This is a genomic window from Streptantibioticus rubrisoli, from assembly GCF_024436055.1.
GTDB lineage: Bacteria > Actinomycetota > Actinomycetes > Streptomycetales > Streptomycetaceae > Streptantibioticus_A > Streptantibioticus_A rubrisoli.
Genome location: NZ_JANFNH010000009.1, coordinates 120,388 through 145,350 on the forward strand (window position 1 = coordinate 120,388; position 24,963 = coordinate 145,350).

A 24,963-nucleotide genomic window follows, 5' to 3' on the forward strand; every position below is an offset into this window, starting at 1 on the left:
AGCCTGCGGGGCTCGATCGTGCGCGGTCATGCCTCGCCGTCCGGGGACCGCGCAGAGCGTAGCGGCTGACGGGCCCGGCGGATTCACAGCCTGTACGTCATGTTCAGCGCAAGCTTCGCCGGTGTTCGAGGGGTGTCGGCCACCGCAACGGCCGCGAGGCGTTCCGCAGCGCAGAAGCGAAAGTCGGCTTCCTGCCATCGCTCGACCGGTTTGCCGCGTAACTGAAGACCCTCGCGCGAGAATCCGGATGATAGGGCGGCTGAGGAAGTGATACACAAGACCGCTGCTCGCCCAGCCTGCACGCCTCTCGAGCATGGCCAGCCCACTCTATTAAGAGCGCGGCCCGGCGGGATTCCCAACCAGCCTGGCAGGTCTGCATCTCACGGCAAGATCCACGGTACAACTTCCCTGCGACAGAACAGTCACGCAGGATGCTTCTGTGGCGCCTGCTGCAGCATCCAGCACGCGCTGAACGCTGATCGTCGCTGGTGTGCTGGCGCTCGTCGCCGTGCAGGACACAGCCTCACGGATCAGCAAGTCCCTGGACAAGGCATTGTCCTGGAAGTAACCAACTCCTTCGCCTCTCACTCCTGTTCTATGAGATGACCGCCGAGCTTGGCGCTTCAGTTGGCGGATGCGCGCGAGAGTTGGCGCAGCCGAGCACTTCCGGGGGGACGGGGTGCGGCCTGCGGCGCTTATCGGCAGGGTCTTCAGAGAACTTGGGAGATCCAGCCGGGGAGCTGGAACTCTCAAAGGGTAAGGTCGGCTTCGCCTGCCTCAAGTACTGTGGCTGCGCATGATCGAATCTGAGATTGAGATCAGCGAGGATCTGGTCCGCGATCTGCTGCGGGACCAGCATCCAGACCTGGCCGAGCTGCCGATCCGCGAGGTGGCGGGCGGCTGGGGCAACCAGATGTGGCGCCTCGGGGACGAGTTGGCCGTCCGGATGCAGCGGATGGACAAGCGCCCCGATCTGCAGCTCAAGGAGCGCCGGTGGCTGCCGACCCTGGCTTCGCGTCTGCCGCTTCCGATCCCTGTCCCCGTCCGGGACGGTGCGCCGTCCGAGCGCTTCCCCAAGATCTGGACCGTCATGACATGGGTTGAAGGCACGCCGCTGGACCACGGCTCGATCACCCGCGGCGGCCACGCGGCCGACATGCTGGCGGCCTTCCTCAAGGCGCTGCATGTGCAGGCGCCCGCCGACGCGCCTCACGCCACGGACCGCGGCGGTCACCCCAAGGAATGCGCGGACGGCTTCGAGGACTTTCTGCAGGCCGTAGACCTCGATGATGCCTTTGCCCCCGAAGACATCCGTGCTGTCTGGGACGACGCGGTGGGGGCGCCTGGGTGGGCGGACCCGCCGGTGTGGGTGCACGGTGATCTGCATCCCGCGAATGTCGTCGTCGCGGACGGGACGCTGGCGGGCGTGGTCGACTTCGGCGACGTCTTCGCCGGCGACCCGGCATGGGACCTCGCGGCCGCGTGGGTGCTGCTTCCCGAGGGCTCGGCTGCACGGTTTTTCGAGGAGTACGCGCAGGCGGACGAGGGGGCGATCCGGCGTGCCCGCGGGCTGGCCGCGGTGAAGAGCCTGTTCCTGATGCTGATGGGCCAGGCCGGGGACCGCGGCCTGCCCGGTGGCAAACCGAACTGGGGGCCCGCAGGCCGGTCGGCGCTTGATCGTGTCCTGAAGGGCCTTTGACGTCGGCATAGATCGACGGGCTGGCTTTGTTCACGAGCGGTAGTCATGAACAAAGCCAGATGAGGCAAGTGCGTTCAGTGGCGGCTTCGTGTGCTGGTATGTCAGTGGCGCCAATTATGTTGCCAGGCATGACCAGTTGGATCGACTGCGGCGTCTTAGCGTGGATGGGAGAAGACCGGTACGGAGAAGACGAAACCGTCCTGGTCTACTTCAAGGGATCGGCCTGGCGGCCATGGCTACTGGACCGCAGCACCATCACGGTGGACCGCGCCTTGATGGCCCCCTACTTCTGGACCGCACGGCCCTCGGCGACTGGATGAGCGTCCGACCGCGCCCGACCCCTTCGCCGGTAGCCCGGTCAGGGGGTACTCGATGCCGAACCGGCGGCGCACGACTTCGGCGATCCTCGTCAGCGTCCAGCACTGGTCAGGCCAGCCGAACGCAGCCGGGTCTGCATCCAACACCGTCTCCAGTCGGCGCAGTTGCAGCGGTCGCCGCCGGGACCCTTGGAGGCCAGCGCGTGTCGGCTGTTTTAAGCCAACGCCGGTCGTCAGCGGCTCGCCGACATCCAGGTCACCCTGAACCGCCTGGCCAACTCCCGGTCACTGGACCGGCCTCGAGCAGATCAGCGGCTGCAAACCACGGGGGCCCTGGCAGCGCCAACGTCGGCTAACTGCAACGACGTTGAGGACACCATCGGACCGGACGAGCTGCTGAAGCGGGCGGTGGCGGCAAGGCACCCATAGACGATCACCGGTCGGTCCAGCAGGTGAACACAAATTCCACACATCCTCTCTTCATATTGGCTCCGATGGTCTAGATTGACGGTGCTTCAGTCGTTCGGGCATGAAGCGACCAATGATGATCTATACGTCTGGCGCCACAAATAGCCAGCAGTCTCGTGCCCGGCGCCAGACGGGGGCTTGATCAATGCTTGGAGCCCGAGAGAGGGCCTTGGGTGCGGGGAGCACCCGAGCTTTCGACGGGCTCCCGCGCACTTCGAGAGTCTGGCAGCACCTGCGAGTCCGCTGCCGCCAGGTTGGGTTGTTCAAGTAGCGCCGCAATACCGGGATGTCATGCGCCGGGGGCAGGGGGTGCCTCCCAGGCGAGAAATCAGTGTTGGGCGAACACGTCGTACCACTGAGGACCGGGGGGTCTTGTGCAGCAGGGGGGATTAGCCGACCCTTTTTCGTCGGCGCGTGGGCGTCTGGCGAATGGGGCAACCAGCCAGCCCGCGAACGATTGGGAGCAGCGGTACCGCCGTACCGTGATCATCAGCGATACCGTGGCCACCGCCTTGGTGGTGGCGGCGATCGGCAACTTCTTCGGGGCCCGGGACGCAGCCAACTGGCACGAGAAGTGGGGAATTCTCGCTTTCGGCACGCAGCTGCTGGTGCTGGGAGCGCTTGCGGTGAGCCGGGCGTGGGCTCCGGCCCTGCTCGGCCAGGGCGCCGAGGAATTCCGGCGGCTCGGACGCTCACTGTTCACGGCGACCGTCGTACTTGCGCTCGGGGGGATCGCCCTCGCCTCGCGCAACATCAAGCTCTGGATCTTTGTCGCGATTCCCGCGATCGCGCTCGTCACCACGACCGCGCGGTATTTGCTCCGCCTCTCGCTGCACAAACAGCGGAAGGAAGGGCGGTGTCTTAGACCGGTGCTCGCTGCCGGGAGCCCGGACACCGTGCGCGACCTGATCATCCGAACCCGCAAGTCGCCGCACCTCGGATGGCGGGTGGACGGAGCGTGCACGACGGACGGTCTCGGGCTCGACGGTGACCAACTGGATGGAGTGCCGGTCGTCGGCCGGCTGGCGGACGTCGCCAAGCACGTCCGACACGACGGCTACCGTGTCGTCGCGGTCACACCGGACCCACACTGGACACCGGACCGGCTGCAGCGGCTGGCCTGGAACCTCGAAGGCAGCGATGCCGAGATGGTCGTGGCGCCCGTGCTGATGGAGGTGGCCGGCCCGCGGCTGCACGTCGACGCCGTGCTGGGGATCCCGCTGCTGCGCGTCAGCATGCCGACCTTCACCGGGGCGCGCCGGGCGATCAAGGAGGTCGTCGACCGGGTGGGCGCGGCGATCCTGCTGGTGCTGTTCGCGCCGCTGATGGTGCTCGTCGGACTGCTCGTGGCGGGGGACAGCCGGGGTGGGGTGTTGTACCGGCAGCGCAGGGTCGGCAAGGACGGCCGCGAGTTCACCATTCTGAAGTTCCGCACCATGGTCGCCGGGGCCCACGGGGCGCGTGCCGAGCTGGCCGACCGCAACGAGGGCGCGGGGCTGCTGTTCAAGCTCCGCCGGGATCCACGGGTGACCCGGGTGGGATCGGTGCTGCGCCGGTACTCGCTCGACGAGCTCCCGCAGCTGTTCAACGTGCTCACCGGATCGATGTCGCTCGTCGGTCCCCGGCCTCCGTTGCCGGAGGAGTCCGCCGCGTACGGCCCGGACATCCGGCGGCGGCTGCTGGTCAAGCCCGGGCTCACCGGCCTGTGGCAGATCAGCGGGCGTAGCGACCTGCCGTGGGAGGAGGCGGTCCGTCTCGACCTGCGGTACGTGGAGGACTGGTCGCTCGCCCTGGACACAGTGATCTTGTGGAAGACGCTGCGTGCGGTGCTCTACGGCCAGGGGGCCTACTGATGCGCGGGGGTCATCCGGCCAGCGCGCGGACCGCAGGCCGGGAGGGCCTGCCTGGGGGGAGGAACGGGTCATGAGAGTCAGCGTCTTCGGGCTCGGCTATGTGGGCTGCGTGTCGGCCGCGTGCCTGGCCAGCATGGGTCACGAGGTCATCGGGGTGGACGTGAACCAGGTGAAGGTCGACCTGGTCAACGACGGCAGGGCCCCGGTGGTCGAGGAGCGGATCGGCGAGCTCACCGCCGAGGTCGTGCGGACCGGAGCGTTACGGGCCACCGGCGACGTGCGCGAGGCGATCACGGGCAGCGCGGTGTCGCTGGTCTGCGTGGGCACCCCGTCGGAGCCCAACGGCAGCCTGTGCACCACGTACTTGGAGCGGGTCACCGAGCAGATCGGCGCCGCGCTGGCCGAGCGGGGCGGACGGCACACCGTCGTGTTCCGCAGCACCATGCTCCCGGGCACGTGCCTGAACCTGCTGGTACCGATCCTGGAGAAGAACGTCGGCGGCACGGCCGGGGTGGACTTCGGGGTCGCGGTCAACCCGGAGTTCTTGCGCGAGGGCACGAGCGTGCGGGACTTCTTCGACCCGCCCAAGACCGTCATCGGCGAGCTCGACCCGGCAAGCGGCGACGCGGTGGTGGCGCTGTACGACGGCTTGCCCGGCGAGGTGTTCCGAGTGCCGGTCCCAACCGCCGAGGCGATCAAATACGCGGACAACGCGTTCCACGGCCTCAAGATCGGCTTCGCGAACGAGCTGGGCGCGGTGTGCCAGGCGCTCGGGGTGGACTCGCACCAGGTGATGGACGTGTTCCTGGCCGACCGCAAGCTGAACATCAGCCCCGCCTACCTGCGTCCCGGCTTCGCCTTCGGTGGCTCCTGCCTGCCCAAGGACCTGCGCAGTCTGGTCCACGCGGCGCAGCGGGCCGACGTCTCGGTGCCCATCCTCGCCCACGTGCTGACCTCCAACTCCGCACATCTGCAGCGCGCGGTGGAGCTGGTCGAGCGCACCGGCAAGCGCCGGGTGGGCCTGTTCGGTCTGTCCTTCAAACCCGGCACCGACGACCTCCGCGAGAGCCCGCTCCTGGAGCTGGCGGAGAGGCTTCACGGCAAGGGGTACGACCTGCGGATCCACGACGCCAACGTGAGCCTCTCCCGGCTGATCGGCGCGAACCGCGAGTACATCGAGACCCGGCTGCCGCACCTCGCGCAGCTGCTCGCCGACTCCGTCGACGAGGTGCTCGAGCACGCCGAGGTGTGCCTGGTCGGGACCAGGGATCCGGCCGTCCTCTCAGCACTGCCGCATGGCGACGGCCCGGTGATCGTCGACCTCATCCGACTCCCCGACGCCGAGGCGCGCCAGGCCGAACCGGGGTACATGGGCCTTGCTTGGTAACGGGAAAAGCGGTGACGGGTCGGGCCGGCGCGTGCTGGTCCTGGTGGAGAACCTGTCGGTGCCGTTCGACCGGCGGGTGTGGCAGGAGTGCACGACGCTGCGCGACGCGGGCTGGACGGTGCACGTCATCTGTCCCCGGGGAAGCCAGCGGGACACGGAGCCGGAGGCGGAGATCGACGGGGTGCGGATCCACCGCTACCCGTTGCGCGCGGCCACCGGAGGACCGGCCGGCTACCTGCGGGAGTACGGATCGGCGTTGTGGCACACGGCCCGGCTGGCCCGCAAGGTCGGCCCGGTCGACGTGGTCCACGCCTGCAACCCGCCCGACCTGCTGTTCCTGACGGCACTGTGGCTGAAGCGGCGCGGCGCGCGGTTCATCTTCGACCAGCACGACCTGGTACCCGAGCTGTACCTGTCCCGGTTCGACCGCGGCGAGGATCTGCTCTACCGCGCCGTGTGCGCGCTGGAACGGTGGACCTACCGGGCCGCGGACATCGTGCTCGCCACGAACGAGAGCTACTGGGACGTCGCGGTGCGCCGTGGCGGTCGGCGGCCGGCGGACGTCTTCGTGGTGCGCAGCGCGCCACAGATCGACCGGTTCCAACCCGTGCCGCCCCAGCCGGAGTTGAAGCTGGGCAAGCCTCATCTGCTGTGCTACCTCGGCGTCATGGGCCCGCAGGACGGCGTCGACTACGCCCTGCGCGCCCTTGCGACGCTGCGCGACGAGTTCGGGCGGACCGACTGGCACGCGGCGTTCGTCGGCTCCGGCGACGCCTTCGACGCGATGGTGGAGTTGTCCCGGCGGCTCGGGCTCTCGGAGCAGGTGCGGTTCACCGGGCGCGTTCCGGACGCCGATCTGGTGCGCTACCTGTCCACCGCGGACGTGTGTCTGTCCCCCGACCCGCGCAATCCGCTCAACGACGTGTCGACCATGAACAAGGTCCTGGAGTACATGGCGATGGGTCGGCCGATCGTCTCGTTCGACCTGAAGGAGGCGCGCGTCTCCGCCGGTGCCGCCGCCGTCTACGCGCCCGCCAACGACGAGGCCCAATTCGCCAAGCTCATCTCGGAGTTGCTGGACGATTCGCAGAAGCGGGCCCGGATGGGCAAGATCGGCCAAGAGCGGATCAGCGGGCACCTTTCCTGGCGGAACTCGCAGGCATCGCTGCTCGCCGCCTACGCCGCCGCGTGCCGTGACCGCACTGCGGTGTCGGCAGGCGACCCGGTCCGCACAAGGAAGAGGCAGCGCCGTTGAGCGATGACACGATCCGCCTCGTCATGATCGGGCGGATACTCCGTCGCAGGTGGCGACTTCTCGCCGTCCTGGCCATGGCGGGCGCACTCGTCGGCTACGGCACCTCGGTGGTGGCGTTCCCGTCGCGATACACCGCGTCGGCATCGGTACTGCTGCCGGGGCTGTGGGAGGAGCGCGAGCTGCTGACCCAGGTGGACATCGCCACCAGTTCGGCGGTGGTCGACCGCGCGGCCGCCGCTCTCCACTGGTCCGGCGTCAGCGGCACGCAACTGCGGGACCGGGTGAGCGCCAAGGCCGCCGACGGGAACATCATCACGATCTCGGGCACGGCCGACACCCCGGAGCGCGCGCAGCAGCTCTCCGACCAAGTGGCCCAGCAATTCGTGGCATTCGCCGCGCAGATCGCGGGCGGCGGCACCGACACCGAAGCGGCTACGGGAGCCGATGCGCTGCGGCAGAAGGTGGAGGAGACCAACCGCCGCATCACCGACCTCGCCAAGGCGGCCGATCCGGGACAGACCGTGGAGAGCGTGCAGGCCCGCACCGCGCTAGAGAACCTGCGCACCTCGCTGGAGGACGCCATGAAGAAGCTGGCCCAGGCCAACCCGGCGGCCAACAAGGCAGGCATGGTCGTCATGGGCCCGGCCGCCCGGCCGACCGGCGAGGCACCGCCGACGAGGACGCAGCTCGTCGGCGCCGGAGCGCTGCTGTTCTTCCTGCTCGCGGTCATCGGCCATCTCGTCGCCGCACGGATGAACCGCCGACTGCGCAGCGAACCGGAGATCGCCGCGGCGCTGGGCTCGACGCTCCTGGGCACCGTCGACGTGCCCGGTGAACGGCGCGCTCACCGGCCGGAAGGCGGGGGCGTACGAGCCCGGATCCGCAGACTCCTCGGCGTCGACACCCGGTGGGACCTACCGGCCCCGCAGAAGTCCGGCGACAAGGCCGGCAGACGGCTTCGCTACCGGCGGGTGTGCGCTCACCTGAGGGACCGACTGCCGGGCGCCCGGCGGCTGTTGGTCGTCGTACCGGACGGCGACGAGATCGCCTGCCGGGCCGCGGGCCAGCTCGTCGCCGAGGCCAAGAGCGGTCCGCTGCTGCGAGTGGTGGAGGTGTCGGTGGAGCGGCCGATGGTGCCGGACCGCGACACCGAGTCCGGTGCTCTGGTGGTCCTCAGCGCGGGCAGCTGGACCGCGCAGGAGCTCGTCGGCATCGCCGAGGCGTGCGCGGACGGCGGGCACGAGGTCGTCGGCTTCGTCGTCGCCCACACGGTCCAGGCCGACCCCACGCGGTCTGCTGGCCAACTTCCGGACGACGCCACTTTGGCGCTCGCGGTGCGCGGCCACGCGACGGGAGGTTCAGCGTGACGACGAGCACGACTTCGCAGTCGTCGGCCGCCGTTCCGCTCCTCGACCTGCAGGCGCTGGTGGTGGCGGTGCGCAGACGCCGCCGCCTGTGGTGCGCCCTGGCGCTGCTTGGCCTGCTCGTCGGCGCGGCGGTGGCGGCCTTGATGCCGCCGCCGCCGAGCGCGGTGACCAAGGTGCTGGTCGCGCATGCGGAGGACCAGCCGAACGACACCGGAACGCTGATCCGCACCGACGTCGCGCTGCTGCAGACCACGCGGGTCGCCGGTGCCGCCCTGCAATCCCTCAAGTCACCGGAAAAACCTGAGGACTTCATGCGGGACTACCGGGGTACCGGGCTGACCAACAACCTGCTGCAGATCGATGTCACCGGCGACAGCGACGCCGAAGCGGTGGCCCGGGCCAAGGCGCTGGCCGACGCGTTCGTCGCGGACCACATGAGGCGGATGCAGGAAGCCGCGAATGCCGAGGCCAAGGCCCTGCTCGACCAGCGTGACCGGATGCGCGACGAGCTCGCCCAGGTCAACAAGGCGATCGGCGACCTGCCGCTGAACAGCAACCCGAAGGCGTCGGCGAGCATCGAATCGCTCTTCGCCCGCCGGGCCGAACTCAACTCGCGGATCACCGATTTCGACCAGCGCGCCGCGGAGGCGCGCACCGGCACGCCCAAGGTCATCGCCGGTACGCAGATCGTGGACGCCCCGCGTGCGGTGCGGCACTCCCTGCCCAAGGCCGCTGCCACCGACGCCGCGATGGGGCTCACCCTCGGGCTCGTCCTCGGGCTCGCGCTGGCCGCGGTCGGCTCGGTGGTGGCGGACCGCCCCGTGCTGCGCCGGGACATCGCGGCGCACCTGGGCGCCTCGGTCATCGCGGAGCTGCCCCGCGCGTCCTCGCGGTCGGGGAGGAGGTGGCAGCGCCGACGGACCCGGGCGGCACGCGAACGGCTCACCGGGACCCTGGCCCGCACCGTGCGCGACTGTGCGGAACCGGTGTCGCTGCTGGAACTGGGCTGTGCGCGCAACACGTGCGTGATCGCCCTGGACGTCGCCCGAGCTCTAGCGGCGCAGGGGCCGGTGGCCATCGTCGACGGCCTGCCCGGCCCGCAGCTGGCAGGCCGCCGCCCGAAGCCAGGTGACCCGACGGTGGTCAGCGGCGAGCGTGCCGCGGCAGTGTCGCCTCAAGAGCGCCTGCTCGGCGTCGGCTCGGTCGCACCCGGCACCACGTGGACCGACCTGCAGTACCTCGGCACCCAGACCGTGCTCGTCGTGCGTGCCGGGCACGGCAGCGCCGCATGGCTGCACACCGTGGCGCGGCAGCTCACGGACCAGCGCATTCCGGTGATCGGTGTGGTGCTGATCGACCCCGATCCGCGTGACCGGACCGACGGCACGCTGTGGGACGGGCTGCACATCGCGCTGCGGGGCCATAGCGAGCGGCTGGCTCGACAGAACGGGACGGGCCAGGTGCGGACCGAGCGGCTGCCGATGTGGGCCGCACGAGTCCCGGACAGCGACCAGGAGGCGCGGTAGGACATGTGTGGCATCGCAGGCGCGTACCGATGGCCGGACGGGAAGGTCGTGACCGACCGGCTCACCGATACCCTCGCCCACCGCGGTCCGGACGGGGCGGGCCGGTACAGCCACCCCGCCGGTGACGGCGAAGTGCACCTCGGGCACCGCCGACTGGCCATCATCGACCTGTCCGGGACCGGCGCCCAGCCGATGGTCTCGGGCGGCCTCGCCTTGACGTACAACGGCGAGCTGTACAACGCGCCCGAGCTGCGCGCCGAGTTGGCAGCCGCCGGAGTGCGCTTCCGCGGTAGCTCCGACACCGAGGTGCTCCTTGAGGCCTGGCGGCGCTGGGGCACCGACTGTCTGCCCCGGCTGCGCGGCATGTTCGCGTTCGGGATCTTCGACGAGCGCACCGGTGAGCTGGTGCTCGCCCGCGACCAGCTCGGTATCAAGCCGCTGTTCCTGCTCCGGCGCGGCGAGGGACTGGTGTTCGCCTCCGAGCTGAAGGCGCTCGCCGCCGCGACCGGCGGGCCGCTGGAGGTGGACCATGCGGCGCTGGTGGCCTCACTGCTGTACTACTGGGTGCCGGACTCACGGTGCGCGTTCCGCGAAGTACAGAAGCTGCCGCCGGGGAGCTGGCTGAGGTGCCGGCCCGACGGCCGTGCGGAGCGCGGCCGGTTCTGGAACCTGAAGGACGTCGCCGCCGAGGGCCGGGAGCGGACCCGGACCGGCGAACAGCCGGACATAGCCGCGATTGTCGAGGAGTCGACTCGGCGCCACCTGCTCTCCGACGTACCCGTGGCGACCTTCCTCTCCGGCGGACTCGACTCCAGCTACCTGACCGCGCTGGCGGCCCGCCACCAGCCAGGGATCTCCGCTTACACGATCGGGTTCCGCGCCGAGGACGCCAAGTTCGAGGCGATGCCGGACGACCTGCGCTACGCCCGGCGGGTGGCCGAGCGGTTCGGTGTCGACCTGCACGAGATCGAGATCGCTCCCAACGTGCTCGACCTGCTGCCGCGGATGACGTACCACCTGGACGAGCCGATCGGCGACCCCGCCGCGATCAACACGTTCCTGATCTGCTCGGCCGCCCGGGAGGCCGGGGTCAAGGTGATGCTCTCGGGGATGGGCGCCGACGAGCTGTTCGCCGGATACCGCAAGCACCTGGCCAACCTGATCGCGCTGCGCTACCAGCGCGTCCCGCGACCCCTACGACGCGGCGTGTCCGCGGCCGTGGACCGGCTGCCGGTCGCCTCGGCCCGCCGGGGGTACCGGTCGGTGCGATTCGCCAAGCGGTTCCTCTCCTTCGCCGATCTGCCGGAGGAGACCGCGTTCCGGCGCAGCTACACCATGTACGACCAGAACGAGCTGCTCGCCCTGCTCGATCCGGACCTGGCCGGGACGGTCGAGGACGTGCTCGCCGAACATACGGACATCTACCAGGACAACGACCTCGACGACTTCGTCAACCGCATGTGCCTGGGCGACGCCCGGATGTTCCTGCCGGGCCTGAACCTCACGTACACGGACCGGTCGAGCATGGCCGCGTCGACCGAGGTGCGGGTGCCGTATGTGGACGTCGAGGTCGTCAAGGCGGCGTTCGCCGTGCCCGGCGATCGCAAGATCGTCGGACGGCAGGGCAAGGCCGTCCTCAAGGAGGCGGCCGTCTCGATCCTCCCCCGGGAGATCGTGTACCGGCCCAAGGGCCTGTTCAGCGCCCCGCTGCGCGCCTGGATGAGCCGGGATCTGGCACCGCTGGTGCGCGAGGTGGTCAACGACGGCGAGCTCGTCCGTTCCGGGTTCCTGCGCCGCGAAGCGCTGGCGCGGCTCGTCGCCGAGGACGCCGCCGGGCAGCGGGACTTCTCCAAGCATCTGTGGCATGTGCTGACCCTCGAGTACTGGTATCGCGACGCGACCTCTGGGTCCGGCCAGAGCACTCGGTTAACGGCTTAGGAATCAGAGGAGTTCGGGTGAAGCAGGTTGTTCAGAACTACAAGAGCGGCGAGCTGGCGGTCCTCGACGTTCCGGTGCCGGGGTGCAAGCCGGGCGGTGTGCTCGTCCGCAGCGCCTACTCGTTGATATCCACCGGGACCGAGCTCATGAAGGTGTCCGAGGCTGGCATGTCGATGCTGGGCAAGGCCCGCTCCCGTCCAGACCAGGTGGCCAAGGTCATGCAGAGCGTGGCCACCAACGGGATCCCCGCCACTTACCGCAAGGTGATGGGCAAGCTGGACTCCTACACGCCGCTGGGCTACTCGCTGTGCGGGGTGGTCGAGCAGGTCGGCGCCGGGATCGACGATGTGAAGGTCGGCGACCTCGTGGCCTGCGCCGGTAATGAGCACGCGTTGCACGCCGAGCTGAACTGGGTGCCGAAGAACCTGTACGCCCCGGTGCCGGACGGCCTCGCGCCGCGGCACGCGGCCTTCGGCACCGTCGGGTCGATCGCGTTGCAGGGCGTCCGCCGCGGCGAGCCACAACTGGGCGACGTGGCGCTGGTCATCGGCCTCGGCCTGATCGGGCAGCTGGTGGTGCAGCTCCTCGCCGCCTCGGGAGTCCGCGTCGTCGGGGTCGACCCCGACCCGGTGCGCTGCGAGCTCGCGGAGCGCCTGGGCGCCGCGGCCTGCGGTGAACCCGCGTCCGCCGCCGTGGAAGCCGCTGTCGCGGAGCTCACTGGCGGGCACGGCGTGGACCAGGTGTATCTGGCCGCCGGTGGCGGCAGCAACCAGCCCGTCGAGCTGGCCGCCAGGCTCTGCCGGGACCGCGGCCGGGTCGTCGACATCGGCAAGTGCCGCCTGGACCTGCCGTGGAACGCGTACTACGAGAAAGAGCTCGACGTACGGTTCTCCCGCAGTTACGGCCCCGGGCGCTACGACCCGGAGTACGAGCTGGAGGGGCGGGACTACCCGATCGGCTATGTGCGCTGGACCGAGCGCCGCAACCTGGCGTGCTTCCTCGATCTCCTCGCCCGCGGCAGCGTCGACGTGGAGCCCTTGGTTTCCCACATCGCCGCCTTCGATGACGCCGTCGAGACGTACCAGCGCCTGAAGGACGGCGACTTGAAGGCCGTGGCTGTGCTGTTCCGATACCCCGAACACGCCCGGGAAGCCGGGGAAGCGCAGGCCCCGGCAGTGGCCGTACCCGCGGTGAACAGACCCAGCGGCGGAGCGCCCACTCCGGCCCGGTCTGCCAACGTGCCGGTGCGGCTTGCGTTCGTCGGCGCGGGAAACTACGCGACGTCGATGCTGCTGCCGCACCTGGCAGAGCGCGACGGCGTCATGTTGTCGACAGTCGTTACCACGACGGCCCTGTCCGCGGCCAACGCGAAGCGGAAGTTCGGCTTCGCCGAGGCGACCACCGATCTCGACGCCGTGCTCGGCGACGGGTCCATCGACGCGGTGTTCGTGGTCACTCGGCACAGCTCGCACGCCGAACTGGCCCGGAAGGCGCTGCTGGCTGGCAAGACGGTGTTCGTGGAGAAGCCCCTGGCCCTCACCGAGGACGAGCTGGCGGGCGTGCTCGCGGCGGTGGAGGAGTCCGGCAACGACCGGCTGCAGGTGGGCTTCAACCGCCGGTTCGCGCCCCTGCTGAACGAGGGCAGGAAGCGGTTCAGCGCCCGGACCGGTCCGGCGAGCCTGCGCTACCTGGTCAACGCGGGTCGACTGCAGCATGGCAGCTGGTACCTCCAACAGGGCACCGAGGGCTCGCGGTTCACCGGCGAGGGCGGCCACTTCATCGACACGGCGAGCTGGTTGCTCGCGGCCGACCCGGTCTCGCTGTACGCGGTCGCCACGTCCGGCCACGAGGACCTGCAGGTCGTGCTGCGCTACCCGGACGGATCCACCGCCACCATCAGCTACGTCACCACCGGCGCGCCCGGCTTCCCCAAGGAGACGCTGGACCTGGTCGCGGACGGCAAGGTGCTGCGGCTCGACGACTTCGTCCGTGCCTCTGTCTACGACGGCCGCCGCAAGCGGTGGGTCAGTTCGCGGCTGCCCAAGGCCCGGGACAAGGGCCAGTCCGCCGAACTGGCAGCGTTCATCAAGGCCGTGCGGACCGGCGGGCCGATGCCGGTGCCGCTGGAGTCGCTGGTCGCCACCACGGCGGCCACCCTCGCCGTGCAGGCCGGCTTGGCCGGGGGCGCGCCGGTGACGTTGGCGAGGGCGCGATGACTGTGAGGTCGGGGAGTCCGGGCTGGTACCTGCGGCGGCTGTCCCGGATGGGACCGCGGGAGGTCGGCGGCCGGGTGGGCGACGCGGTGCGCAGGCGTCGGTGGCGGTCGGCGCGGCCGCAGAGCCCGCGTGTGACCGGCGCCCGGTTCACCGCGGTACTGCCCGCCGGGACGATCGCCGCGATACCTCCGGACGCCGCGAAACGTCTGATCGCCGAGGCGGACCGGCTGATGGCGGGGAACGCCGGGTATTTCGGGGTGGTCCGCGACGACCTGGCCGACCCGGACTGGTGGTACGACCCAAAGACCGGGCGCCGGGCTCCGGGGGGCTACGCCTTCGACGTGCCGTACCGGAACGAGGACGAGGTCGGGGACATCAAGCAGATCTGGGAGCTGTCCCGGCACCAGTACCTCACCGTGCTCGCCGCCGCCTACGCGATCACCGGGAACGAGCGGTACGCCGAACGAGTGGCCGAGCACCTGCGGTCGTGGTGGGCGGCCAACGCGCCGCTGCGCGGAGTGCACTGGACCAGCGGCATCGAGCTGGGGATCCGCCTCCTTTCCTGGGTGTGGATCCGCAGGCTGCTCGACGGCTGGCCGGGCGCGGCCGGTCTTTTCGAGGACAACCCGGTGGCGCTGAACCAGATCTGGCACCACCAGCGCTGGCTGGCCGCCTTCCCCAGCCGGGGGTCGTCGGCGAACAACCACGTCATCGCCGAGGCCGCCGGGCAGTTCGCCGCAGCCTGCGCGTTCGGGTGGTTCCCCACCTCGGCACGTTGGCGGGCCGACGCGCTGCGGTCGCTGGAGCGGCATCTGCGCAGCAACACCTTCGGCTCCGGCCTCAACCGCGAGTTGGCCACCGAGTATCACGGACTGGTCCTTGAGCTCGGCCTGGCCGCGGTGGCCGAGGCGGATGCCGCAGGCACGCCGGTCCCTACGTCGATCCGTCTTGTGCTGCTGCGGATGACCGACGCGCTCGCGGCCGTCGTGGACAGCCGGTTACGGCCGCCGCGACAGGGGGACGCGGACGACGGGCACGGTCTGGTCGTGGACGGCGCGGGCACCGACCGCCGGGCCTCGCTGCTGGCCACCGGCGACGCCGTGTTCGGTCGGCTCGGCTGGTGGCCGGTAGTGACCGGCACCGATGTGCGCACCCCGCTGCTGGCCGCGCTCATCAAGCCGTACGCGAAAGGTGGAACCGCACCGGCCGTGACCCGCCCGGCAAGCCGACCGGCGCATTTCGCCGACGCTGGCATGACCATCCTGCGTGGTCCGGAGGAGATCTGGTGCCGCTGCGACGGTGGTCCGCACGGCTTCCTGTCCATCGCCGCGCATGCCCATGCCGACGCGCTGTCCGTGGAGGTCCGGCACGACGGGGTCGACGTGCTCGCCGACCCGGGGACGTACTGCTACCACGGGCAGCCCGAGTGGCGGCAGTACTTCCGGTCGACCCTCGGCCACAACACCCTGCAACTGGACAGCGGTGACCAGTCCGTCTCCGGCGGCCCCTTCCTGTGGACCCGGCATGCCCGCAGCCGGGTCCTGGCCGTGGACACCTCCGGGGATGGTGTGGCCCGCTGGTGTGCCGAGCACGACGGTTACCCGTCCTGCGTACACCGCCGCTGGGTGGAGCTGACGGCCGCGAGCCAGGAGCTGAGGGTGGTCGACGAGGTGCGCGGCCCGCGCCGGACCGTGCGGCTGGCGTTCCACCTCGGCCCGGCGATCGCCGCGGACCTCGTGGGGAACCAGGCCGTGCTCACCTGGACCCGGGACGGCGAGGACCGCTTTGCGGTGCTCGACCTGCCCGGGCAGCTCTCCTGGCGGGCTCATCGCGGCGAGACCCAGCCGCCGCTGGGCTGGTACTCCGCCGGATTCGGGCGCAAGGAACCCGCCACCACACTGGTCGGTACCGGCTTCGCCGACGGCGCGGAGGGCTTCACCACCGTGCTCAGGTTCCGCGGCTAGGGGGACGCGTGGGGATCAAGAGGCGGCACTGGGCGTGGGCGGCGGCACTGCTGACGCTTGCCCTGCTGGCGGTGACCGGCTGTCAGGGCACGCCGAGCGGCCGGGAGAAGCCGACCGCTGCGCCATCCACACCCACATCCATGCCTGTGGCCCGGGTGTGCGCCAGGCCCGCGGCCGGGCCGGCCAAGGCGCCAACGGGCGCGGTGACGGTCGACCCCGCGGTGGCCGGTGACCTGGCGGCGAAGACCAAGAGCAGCCCGCCGAACACCACGTTCTGGCTTCGACCGGGCACGCACAGGCTCGAGCCGGACCGCTACGCCCAGGTGATCCCCAAGGAGGGGGACAGCTACCTCGGCGCGCCGGGCGCGGTGCTCGACGGCCGGAAGACCAACCAGTACGCGTTCGGCGGCACCGCCCGCAATGTCACCATCCGCTACCTGAGCGTGCAGGGTTTCGTCGCGCCACAGGACGAGGGCGTGGTCAACCATGACTCGGCCGACGGATGGGTGATCGAGCACGCCACCATCCAGTACAACTCCGGCGCCGGGCTGATGGCCGGTGCCCGCCAGCGGGTCCTCGCCAACTGCCTGCGCGGCAACGGCCAGTACGGCATGAACGCCTACAAGACCACCGGCCGTATCAGCGACCTGGTGGTCGAGGGCAACGAGATCGTGGGCAACAACACCGGCGACTGGGAGCGGCGCAAGCCGGGCTGCGGCTGCACCGGAGGCGTGAAGTTCTGGGCCGTCAACGGCGCCGACGTACGCGGCAACTGGGTGCACGACAACCGCGGAGCCGGGTTGTGGGCGGACACCAACAACAACGACTTCCGCATCGAGGGCAACGTGCTCGAGGCCAACGACGGTGCCGCGCTGATCTACGAGACCAGCTACAACGCGGTCATCCGAAACAACACGTTCCGGCGGAACAACTGGGTCGAGGGCCGCAAGTACGCCGACAGCGGCGACACCTTCCCGTTCGCGACCATCTACCTGTCCGAGTCCGGCGGCGAACCACGGATCCCAGCCCGCACCGACAAGATCGAGATCTACCGGAACGTGCTGGAGAACAACTGGTCCGGGATCACCCTGTGGGAAAACGCCGACCGGTTCTGCCACAGCCCGGCCAACACCTCGTCCGGTGACTGCACCTTGCTGGTGAAGAACACCGACCGCTGCGCACAGCCAGCCATCGCCACCGCACCGCTCTACGCCGACTGCCGGTGGAAGACCCAGCGGGTGGACATCCACGACAACCGCTTCGTGCTCGACAAGTCCGTCGTCGACTGCACGGTGGAGTGCGACCGCATGGCGGTGCTGGCCAACTACGGCACCTATCCGGACTGGTCGCCGTACCAGGGCGAGCGGGTGGCCGAGGCGATCACCCTCAAGCAGCACAACCGCTGGCACGACAACGTCTACGTCGGACCATGGAAATTCGTCGCCCACGACCCGAGCCGGATACTCGACTCCGGGCAGTGGCAGAGCACGCCGTACCAGCAGGACGCGGACAGCACCTTCCGCGCAGTGGACGGTGGTTGAGATGGGCGCGGACCACACGCCGAAGGTCGTCGGGACGGTCTGGGGGCTGCTCGTCCTCAACACGCTCGGCTCCGCCGGGGCGAAGACCATCATTCCGCTGCCCCGCTCCGTCATCCAGTTGGTCACCATGGGCGCGCTGGCCTTAGCGTTCGCGCTGGCGCTCGCACTCAATCTCCGGCTGCGTGTCCGACCCAGCGCCTTGCTGTTCCTGCTCACTGTGCTGCTGGTGTCGAGCGTGATCTCCAGTGCGCAGCTGGAGTCGGGGCTCGGCGCGCTGTTCCGGTGCTTCCGGCTGACCCTCTTCGTGGGCACGCTGTGGCTGGTCAGCCGCTGGTGGAACGGCAGCCTGACCTTCGTCCGGCACCACATCCGGATGTACTTCGCGGTGCTCGGGACAGTGGCCGCCGGCCTGGTCGCCTCGCCGGGCGCGGCCATGCCCGAGCTCTACGGCGGGCGGCTGGTCGGCGCGTTGTGGCCGCTCACCCCCCCGCAGATCGGACAGTACGCCGCGGTGATCACCGGACTCACCGTGCTGCTCGTCCTGGACCGGCGGACCGACAGGACCAGCGCGGCCGTGGTCATCGTGCCGTCACTCGTCCTGCTCGCGTTGACCCATACCCGCACGGCCACGCTCGGCCTGCTCATCGGCCTTGCGTTGGCGATCGGCTCGCTCATCCTGACCAGCGCCGCCGCCCGCCGGTTCTTCACCTGGGCGGTGCTGTGCGCCGCGGTGGCCGCGGTGGCGCTCGGCTCCGTGCTTCAGGCGTGGTTCCTGCGCGGGCAGAGCAAGGAGAACTTCTCCAGCCTCACCGGTCGGGCCAAGGTCTGGGACGCCCTGCTGGCAGCACCCCGGTCGACCGTGGAGCAGTTCTTCGGCGTTGGCCTGGGCGACAAGTCGTTCGGCGGACTGCCGATCGACAACAGCTGGCTGGCCGTTTACAACGAGCAGGGTCTGATCGGTGTCGCCCTCGTGGCGGTGATCATCATCGTCCTTGGCGGCGTCGCGCTGCTGCGGCCACCGTCACTGCAGAGGGCCTGCGCGATCTTCCTGATCAGCTACTGCGCGATCGCGTCGTACACCGAGGCCGGACTCGGCGACGCCTCGCCGTATCTGCTGCATCTGGCCGTCGCCGCCGCACTGCTCGCGGCACCCGCCGCGGCCACGCCCTTCCCGACGCCCGAAGTTCCTCGACGACCCATCACACACTGAGCCCGCAGACCGGAGTTGACCTGAGCATGCACGTCCTCGTGGTGCACAACCACTACTCCTCGGCGCAGCCGAGCGGGGAGAACAAGGTCGTCGAACAGGAGGTGGGACTGCTGCGCGCGGCAGGCCACCAGGTCGAGGTGTTCGAGCGGCGCAGCGACGACATCGCCGCCCGGTCCCTCCTCGCCAAGGCCGCGGTGCCGCTCCTCGTGCCCTGGAACCCGGCGGTCCGCGCGGAGCTCACCGCCCGACTGCGCGCCGAGCGACCGGACGTGGTGCACGTCCACAACGTCTTCCCGCTCCTGTCGCCCGCGGTCCTCGCCGCCTGCGCCGACGCCAAAGTGCCCGCCGTCGCCACGCTGCACAACTACACCCAGATCTGCCCGCCCGGCACGCTGCAGCGGGACGGCCGACCGTGCACCGAGTGCGTCGGCTCCGCACCGCTGCCCGCCGTCCGGCACGGCTGTTACCGGAACTCCCGGCTTGCGACGGTGCCGCTCGCGGTCAGCCTGTCGGTCAACCGGCGGCGGTGGTGGTCCGGCGTGCAGCGGTTCCTGTGCATCTCCGCGGCGCAGCGCGACGTCCTGGTGCGGGCGGGAATGCCGCCCGAGCGGCTGGTGGTGAAGCACAACTTCGTGCCGGAGCCGGGCACTTGCCGAGCCGACGCCGGCGAGCATGTGCTCTATCTCGGCCGGCTCGCGCAGGCCAAGGGCGTGCGGCTGCTCATGGCCGCGTGGGACGAGATCGCGGCGAGCGGCGGTGTGGGCGTGCCGCTCGTGGTCGCGGGCGCGGGGCCACTGGAGCGCGAGGTGACCGCCTGGGCGGCGGGCCGCGACGACGTGCGGTACGCCGGCCTGTTGGGCCCGCAGGAGTGCCGGATGGCCGTCGCGCGGTCGGTGGCCGTGGTGGCCCCCTCGACGTGGCTGGAGGCGTTCGGCCTGGTGGTGGTGGAGGCGATGGCGGCGGGCGTCCCGGCCGTCGCCGCAGGTCACGGCGCCTTCGTCGAACTCGTCGAGGACGAAGTGACCGGGCTGCTGCACCGGCCGGGCGAGCCCGTCTCGCTCGCGTCCTGCCTGCGCCGGATCACGGCCGATCCGGCGCGCAACCGGGAGATGGGCCAGGCGGCCCGGCGCCGTTACGAGCAGGGCTTCAGCCCGGCCGTCGGCCTTGAGCGCCTGGTGGATGAGTACCGCACCGCGATCGCGGCTCGGTCGGAATCAATGGGGGGCAGTCAATGACACGATGCCGACTCTGCGGCTCGGCGACACTGGCGAGCGTCGTCGACCTTGGGGCGACGCCACCATGTGAGAGCTTTCTCGCCGCGGACCAACTGGACCAGCCGGAGCCCGCGTACCCGCTGCACCTGCGGGTCTGCACCGACTGCTGGCTCGCGCAGATCCCGCCGCTGATCACGCCGGAGGAGACGTTCAGCGAGTACGCGTACTTCTCCTCCTTCTCGACCTCCTGGGTGGAGCACGCGCGCACGTTCGTCGCCGACACCGCAGCGCGGCTGGGTCTGGGCACCGACGCCTTCGTGGTCGAGGTCGCGAGCAACGACGGGTACCTGCTGAGGCACGTGGTGGACCGGGGGATCCGCTGCCTCGGCATCGAGCCGTCGGTGAACGTCGGCGCCGCGGCGCGGGAGGCGGGCGTGCCCACGCTCACGGAGTTCCTGAGCCCGGCCACCGGGGCGGCCGTCCGTGCCGAACACGGCCCGGCGAACCTGGTCGTGGCCAACAACGTGTACGCGCACATCCCCGACGTGGTCGGGTTCACCCAGGGGCTGCGCGCCCTGGTCGCCGACGACGGGTGGGTCTCCATAGAGGTGCAGCACCTGCTGACCCTGGTCGAGGACAACCAGTACGACACGATCTACCACGAGCACTTCCAGTACTACACGGTCGCGTCCGCGATCCGAGCCCTTGCCGGCGGCGGACTCGCCCTCGTGGACGTCGAGTTGCTGCCCACGCACGGCGGCTCCATCCGGCTGTGGGCCCGGCCGGTCGAGGTGGCCGGTGAGCCGACGGAGCCGAGAGCCTGGGGAAGGGTGGCCGACGTGCTGGACCGGGAGAAGGCCGCCGGGCTGCAGGAGCTGTCCGGGTACACCGAGTTCTCCGCTCGGGTGGCCAAGGTGCGCCGGGACCTGCTGCGGTTCCTGATCGAGGCGGCCGAGCGCGGTGAGACGGTGGTCGGCTACGGCGCCCCGGGCAAGGGCAACACCCTGCTCAACCACTGCGGCATCCGGCCCGACCTGCTCGCGTACACGGTCGACCGCAACCCCTACAAGCATGGCAGGTTCACCCCGGGCACCCGCATCCCGATCCTGCCGCCCGAGCGGATCGCCGCCGACCGACCGGACTACGTCCTCGTCCTGCCGTGGAACCTGCGGGCCGAACTGGTCGAGCAGCTGTCCTTCGTGCACGACTGGGGCGGCCGGCTGGTCTTCCCCATCCCCGAACTGAGCATTGTCGAGGTCAAGTCATGAAGGTCGTTCTGTTCTGCGGCGGTTACGGGATGCGGATGCGCGAGGGTGCCTTCGACGACGTGCCCAAGCCGATGGCGATGGTCGGCCCGCGACCGCTGATCTGGCATGTCATGCGCTACTACGCGCACTTCGGGCACACGGAGTTCATCCTGTGTCTCGGCTACGGGGCGCACCACATCAAGAACTACTTCCTCAAGTACGAGGAGACGACGTCCAACGACTTCGTGCTGCGCGGCGGGCGGACCGAGCTGCTGTCCACCGACATCGCCGACTGGACGATCACGTTCGCACAGACCGGCATCGAGTCACCGATCGGGGAGCGGCTGCGCCGGGTGCGGCACCACCTGGCTGGCGACGAGATGTTCCTCGCCAACTACGCCGACGTGCTCACCGACGCCCCGCTGCCGGAGATGATCGACCGGTTCGCGCGGCGCGACGCCGGTGCGTCGATGATGGTGGTGCCGCCGCAGTCCTCGTTCCACTGCGTGGATTTGGGCGAGGACGGCCTGGTGGGGGGCATCACCGCGGTGAGCGAACTGCCGCTGTGGGAGAACGGCGGCTACTTCGTGCTCCGCCAGGAGGTCTTCGACCACATACCGGAGAACGGGGACCTGGTCGCCGACGGATGCGCCCAACTGGCCAAGCAGGGGCGCCTGGTGGCGCACCAGCACCGCGGCTTCTGGAAGCCGACCGACACCGTGAAGGAGCGGGCCGCGCTCGACGCCGCCTACGCCCGCGGCGACCGCCCGTGGGCCGTGTGGGAAGAGGACGGCGCGGGGGTGCGCGCGTGATCCGGCTCGGGGCCGGACGCCTGGAGCGGATCGTCGCGGTGGGCGCGCACTGCGACGACATCGCCATCGGCGCTGGCGGCACGCTGCTGACGCTGTGCCTCGCGCGCCCTGGCATCCGCGTCGACGCGCTGGTGCTCTCCGGCGGGGGCAGCGAGCGGGAGCAGGAGGAGCAGGCCGCGCTCGCCGCCTTCTGCCCGGGCGCCGAACTGCGCCTGACCGTGCACAAACTGCCCGATGGCCGACTGCCCGCCTACTGGGAGGAGGCCAAGGCCGCGGTCGAGGAACTGCGCGCGGGGACCGAGCCGGATCTCGTGCTGGCTCCGCGGACCGATGACGCGCACCAGGATCACCGCGGCCTGGCGCAGCTGATACCCACCGCGTTCCGCGACCACCTCGTGCTCGGCTACGAGATCGTCAAGTGGGACGGCGATCTCGGCCGTCCGTCGGCGTACCAGCCGCTGGCGCCGGAGATCGCCGAACAGAAGGTGCGGCTGCTGCACGAGCACTACCCCTCGCAGCGGCACCGGCCCTGGTACGACCGCGAGGTCTTCCTCGGTCTCGCCCGGATCCGCGGTATCGAATGCCACGCGCGCTACGCCGAGGCGTTCGCCGTCACCAAACTCGCTCTCACCTTGGGGGATTGAACCTTGCGCGTACTGCTGACCGGGCACCAGGGCTACCTGGGCACCGTGATGGCCCCTGTCCTCGCGGCCGCCGGGCACGAGGTCGTCGGTCTGGACGCCGGCCTGTTCGCCGACTGCGTCCTTGGCCCGCCGCCCGCGGACGCTCCGGGGCAGCGGGTGGACCTGCGCGACGTCACGGCCGAACACGTGGCCGGGGTGGACGCCGTGATCCACCTGGCCGCGCTGTCCAACGACCCCCTCGGCTCGCTGGCGCCGGAGCTCACCTACGACATCAACCACCACGCGTCCGTGCGGCTGGCCCGGCTGGCCCGCGACGCCGGAGTGCGGCGCTTCCTGTACGCGTCGACGTGCTCGGTCTACGGCGCCGCCGGTGGCGGCGGTCTGGTGGCCGAGGATGCCCCGCTGCGCCCGGTGACGCCGTACGCGGAGTCCAAGGTGCGGGTGGAGGACGACCTGCACGTGCTGGCCGACGGCGACTTCAGCCCGGTGTTCATGCGCAACGCCACCGCCTTCGGCTATTCACCCCGGCTGCGCGCCGACATCGTGCTGAACAACCTGGTGGGCCACGCACTCCTGACCGGCGAGGTCCTGGTGCTCTCCGACGGCACCCCCTGGCGCCCGCTGGTGCACGCCGCCGACATCGCACGGGCCTTCACGGCCGCGCTGACCGCGCCGCGCGAAGCGGTACACGACCAAGCGTTCAACATCGGCAGCGAGATCAACAACGTCACGGTCGCCGAGATCGCTGAGCAGGTCGCCGAGGCGGTGCCCGGCGCGAAGGTGGTGATCACCGCAGAGACCGGCGCCGATCCGCGGTCGTACCGCGTGGACTTCTCCCGGTTCCGCGCCGCGATACCCGGCTTCGACTGCGAGTGGACGGTGAAGCGGGGCGCGCTCGAACTCGCCGACGCCTACCGGAAACACGGACTGACCCGGGAGGACTTCGAGCAACGCTTCACCCGGCTTGCCGTGCTGCGCGCGGCGTCCGACACCGGCGCCGTCGACGACACCCTGCGGTGGCGCCGATGACCGCGCCCGGCGAAGCGATGCACGCGCTGGTGGCGCGGCTGTACCCGCTGTGCCGGAGCATCACCGGCGACGGTGTGCGCGCCACCTTGGAGATCGTCGGCGAGTACGTCCCGCTGCGGGTGCACGAGGTGCCGACCGGGACCCAGGTGCTCGACTGGACGGTGCCGCAGGAGTGGAACATCCGCGACGCGTACATCGCCGACACCGCCGGAAACCGGATCGTCGACTTCGCCGCGTCCAGCCTGCACGTGCTCGGCTACAGCGTGCCGGTGTCGGCGACCATGCCGCTGGCCGAGCTTCGCGCGCACCTGCACACCCTGCCGGACCAGCCGTCCTGGGTGCCGTACCGCACCAGCTACTACCAGCCGGAATGGGGGTTCTGCCTGGCCCAGGAGACCCTGGACGCGTTGCCGGACGGCGAGTACGAGGTACGCATCGACTCCACACTCGCGGACGGCCACCTCACCTACGCCGAGCATGTGGTCCCGGGCCGGGTTCCTGACGAGGTGATCGTCTCCTGCCACGTCTGCCACCCGTCGCTGGCCAACGACAACCTGGCCGGCATCGCGGTGGCGACGTTCCTGGCCCGTGCGCTGGCCGAGCGGACGCCGTACTACACCTACCGGTTCCTCTTCGTGCCCGGCACCATCGGGGCGATCACCTGGCTGGCCCGCAACGCCGAGCGGGTGGAGCGGGTCAAGCACGGGCTGGTGCTGGCCTGCGCGGGCGACCCGGGCCAACTGACGTACAAGCAGAGCAGGCGCGGCGACGCGGAGATCGACCGGGTGATGCGGCACGTGCTGCGCGCGTCCGAACGCCCGCACCACATCGCCGTGTTCACTCCGTACGGCTACGACGAGCGGCAGTTCTGCTCGCCCGGGTTCGATCTCGGCGTGGGCTCGCTCAGCCGGACACCGTACGCCCGCTACCCCGAGTACCACACCTCGGCGGACAACCTGGACTTCGTCTCCCCGGAGGCGATGGCGGACACGCTCGCCGTCTGCCGCGAGGCATTCGCCGTCCTCGACCGAAACCGGCGGTACGTCAACCTCAGCCCCTACGGCGAACCGCAGTTGGGGCGACGCGGGTTGTACGACTCGCTCGGCGGCCGCAGCGACGCGAAGCAGGCCGAGATGGCCATGCTCTGGGTACTCAGTCTCTCCGACGGCGAGCACAGTCTGCTGGACGTCGCTGACCGGTCCGGGCTGCCGTTCGACACCGTCGCCGCCGCGGCCGACGCCCTGCACGGCGCCGGGCTGGTCAAGGCATGACGGCG

At 70.3% G+C, this 24,963-nt stretch carries 18 protein-coding genes and 1 pseudogene; 18 read left to right on the forward strand and 1 reads right to left on the reverse strand.

From position 1 onward, the window contains the following. Window positions 1–796 precede the first annotated feature (796 nt). Window positions 797–1,699 carry an aminoglycoside phosphotransferase family protein gene (locus tag NON19_RS12335; RefSeq protein ID WP_255927291.1) on the forward strand — a complete coding sequence of 301 codons (903 nt, stop codon included), beginning with the start codon at window positions 797–799 and terminating at the stop codon, window positions 1,697–1,699. A gap of 128 nt (window positions 1,700–1,827) precedes the next feature. Next, window positions 1,828–2,019, forward strand: a complete 192-nt coding sequence (locus tag NON19_RS12340; protein ID WP_255927293.1) for a hypothetical protein — start codon at window positions 1,828–1,830, stop codon at window positions 2,017–2,019. Between the two features lie 30 nt (window positions 2,020–2,049). Here the strand turns inward: NON19_RS12340 and NON19_RS33910 are convergent. Further along, a pseudogene (locus NON19_RS33910) lies at window positions 2,050–2,335 on the reverse strand (IS630 family transposase); the annotation flags it as partial. A 523-nt stretch (window positions 2,336–2,858) separates the two neighbouring features. On the opposite strand from NON19_RS33910, the gene NON19_RS12345 reads away from it, so the two are divergent. From NON19_RS12345 to NON19_RS12420, 16 genes are all read left to right on the forward strand, one after another. Next, on the forward strand, window positions 2,859–4,337 hold the full coding sequence (locus NON19_RS12345; RefSeq protein WP_255927295.1) for a sugar transferase: 1,479 nt from the start codon (window positions 2,859–2,861) through the stop codon (window positions 4,335–4,337). A 70-nt stretch (window positions 4,338–4,407) separates the two neighbouring features. Further along, complete coding sequence (locus NON19_RS12350; protein WP_255927297.1) at window positions 4,408–5,724, forward strand: nucleotide sugar dehydrogenase; 1,317 nt, start codon at window positions 4,408–4,410, stop codon at window positions 5,722–5,724. Continuing rightward, window positions 5,714–6,979 carry a glycosyltransferase family 4 protein gene (locus tag NON19_RS12355; protein ID WP_255927299.1) on the forward strand — a complete coding sequence of 422 codons (1,266 nt, stop codon included), beginning with the start codon at window positions 5,714–5,716 and terminating at the stop codon, window positions 6,977–6,979. The genes NON19_RS12350 and NON19_RS12355 overlap by 11 nt, the downstream gene beginning before the upstream one ends. Continuing rightward, the gene (locus tag NON19_RS12360) at window positions 6,976–8,346 is read left to right on the forward strand and encodes a GumC domain-containing protein (protein WP_255927301.1); all 1,371 of its coding nucleotides are present in this window, start codon (window positions 6,976–6,978) and stop codon (window positions 8,344–8,346) included. The genes NON19_RS12355 and NON19_RS12360 overlap by 4 nt, the downstream gene beginning before the upstream one ends. Further along, window positions 8,343–9,872 carry a Wzz/FepE/Etk N-terminal domain-containing protein gene (locus NON19_RS12365; RefSeq protein ID WP_255927303.1) on the forward strand — a complete coding sequence of 510 codons (1,530 nt, stop codon included), beginning with the start codon at window positions 8,343–8,345 and terminating at the stop codon, window positions 9,870–9,872. The genes NON19_RS12360 and NON19_RS12365 overlap by 4 nt, the downstream gene beginning before the upstream one ends. 3 nt (window positions 9,873–9,875) lie before the next feature. Further along, on the forward strand, window positions 9,876–11,810 hold the full coding sequence (gene asnB, locus NON19_RS12370) for an asparagine synthase (glutamine-hydrolyzing) (protein WP_255927305.1): 1,935 nt from the start codon (window positions 9,876–9,878) through the stop codon (window positions 11,808–11,810). Window positions 11,811–11,827: 17 nt separating this feature from the next. Continuing rightward, window positions 11,828–14,026, forward strand: coding sequence for a bi-domain-containing oxidoreductase (locus tag NON19_RS12375; protein WP_255927307.1), 2,199 nt, complete (start codon window positions 11,828–11,830; stop codon window positions 14,024–14,026). Further along, window positions 14,023–15,990: a heparinase II/III family protein gene (locus NON19_RS12380; protein WP_255927309.1), complete on the forward strand. Its 1,968-nt coding sequence runs from the start codon at window positions 14,023–14,025 to the stop codon at window positions 15,988–15,990. The genes NON19_RS12375 and NON19_RS12380 overlap by 4 nt, the downstream gene beginning before the upstream one ends. Before the next feature lie 8 nt (window positions 15,991–15,998). Beyond that, window positions 15,999–17,531, forward strand: coding sequence for a right-handed parallel beta-helix repeat-containing protein (locus NON19_RS12385; protein WP_255927311.1), 1,533 nt, complete (start codon window positions 15,999–16,001; stop codon window positions 17,529–17,531). 1 nt (window position 17,532) lies between these two features. After that, complete coding sequence (locus tag NON19_RS12390; RefSeq protein ID WP_255927313.1) at window positions 17,533–18,741, forward strand: O-antigen ligase domain-containing protein; 1,209 nt, start codon at window positions 17,533–17,535, stop codon at window positions 18,739–18,741. Window positions 18,742–18,767: 26 nt separating this feature from the next. Beyond that, window positions 18,768–19,976, forward strand: coding sequence for a glycosyltransferase (locus tag NON19_RS12395; RefSeq protein WP_255927315.1), 1,209 nt, complete (start codon window positions 18,768–18,770; stop codon window positions 19,974–19,976). Continuing rightward, window positions 19,973–21,223 (forward strand): class I SAM-dependent methyltransferase, encoded by a 1,251-nt coding sequence (locus NON19_RS12400; RefSeq protein WP_255927317.1) that lies wholly within the window; start codon window positions 19,973–19,975, stop codon window positions 21,221–21,223. The genes NON19_RS12395 and NON19_RS12400 overlap by 4 nt, the downstream gene beginning before the upstream one ends. Continuing rightward, window positions 21,220–22,014 (forward strand): glycosyltransferase family protein, encoded by a 795-nt coding sequence (locus NON19_RS12405; RefSeq protein WP_255927318.1) that lies wholly within the window; start codon window positions 21,220–21,222, stop codon window positions 22,012–22,014. Before NON19_RS12400 ends, NON19_RS12405 begins: the two co-directional genes overlap by 4 nt. Next, entirely contained in the window at window positions 22,011–22,658 is a 648-nt protein-coding gene (locus NON19_RS12410) for a PIG-L deacetylase family protein (RefSeq protein WP_255927320.1), read from the forward strand. Before NON19_RS12405 ends, NON19_RS12410 begins: the two co-directional genes overlap by 4 nt. A 3-nt stretch (window positions 22,659–22,661) precedes the next feature. Beyond that, complete coding sequence (locus tag NON19_RS12415) at window positions 22,662–23,687, forward strand: NAD-dependent epimerase/dehydratase family protein (protein ID WP_255927322.1); 1,026 nt, start codon at window positions 22,662–22,664, stop codon at window positions 23,685–23,687. Beyond that, window positions 23,675–24,958, forward strand: a complete 1,284-nt coding sequence (locus tag NON19_RS12420) for a DUF4910 domain-containing protein (RefSeq protein WP_255927324.1) — start codon at window positions 23,675–23,677, stop codon at window positions 24,956–24,958. Before NON19_RS12415 ends, NON19_RS12420 begins: the two co-directional genes overlap by 13 nt. Window positions 24,959–24,963 lie beyond the last annotated feature (5 nt).

What these genes read in the sequence shown, in the direction of transcription:
- NON19_RS12400 (WP_255927317.1), top strand. Translation starts at nt 19,973, where the DNA reads ATGACACGATGCCGACTCTGCGGCTCGGCGACACTGGCGAGCGTCGTC.
- NON19_RS12340 (WP_255927293.1), top strand. Translation starts at nt 1,828, where the DNA reads ATGACCAGTTGGATCGACTGCGGCGTCTTAGCGTGGATGGGAGAAGAC.
- NON19_RS12380 (WP_255927309.1), top strand. Translation starts at nt 14,023, where the DNA reads ATGACTGTGAGGTCGGGGAGTCCGGGCTGGTACCTGCGGCGGCTGTCC.
- NON19_RS12335 (WP_255927291.1), top strand. Translation starts at nt 797, where the DNA reads ATGATCGAATCTGAGATTGAGATCAGCGAGGATCTGGTCCGCGATCTG.
- NON19_RS12390 (WP_255927313.1), top strand. Translation starts at nt 17,533, where the DNA reads ATGGGCGCGGACCACACGCCGAAGGTCGTCGGGACGGTCTGGGGGCTG.
- NON19_RS12395 (WP_255927315.1), top strand. Translation starts at nt 18,768, where the DNA reads ATGCACGTCCTCGTGGTGCACAACCACTACTCCTCGGCGCAGCCGAGC.
- NON19_RS12350 (WP_255927297.1), top strand. Translation starts at nt 4,408, where the DNA reads ATGAGAGTCAGCGTCTTCGGGCTCGGCTATGTGGGCTGCGTGTCGGCC.
- asnB (WP_255927305.1), top strand. Translation starts at nt 9,876, where the DNA reads ATGTGTGGCATCGCAGGCGCGTACCGATGGCCGGACGGGAAGGTCGTG.
- NON19_RS12405 (WP_255927318.1), top strand. Translation starts at nt 21,220, where the DNA reads ATGAAGGTCGTTCTGTTCTGCGGCGGTTACGGGATGCGGATGCGCGAG.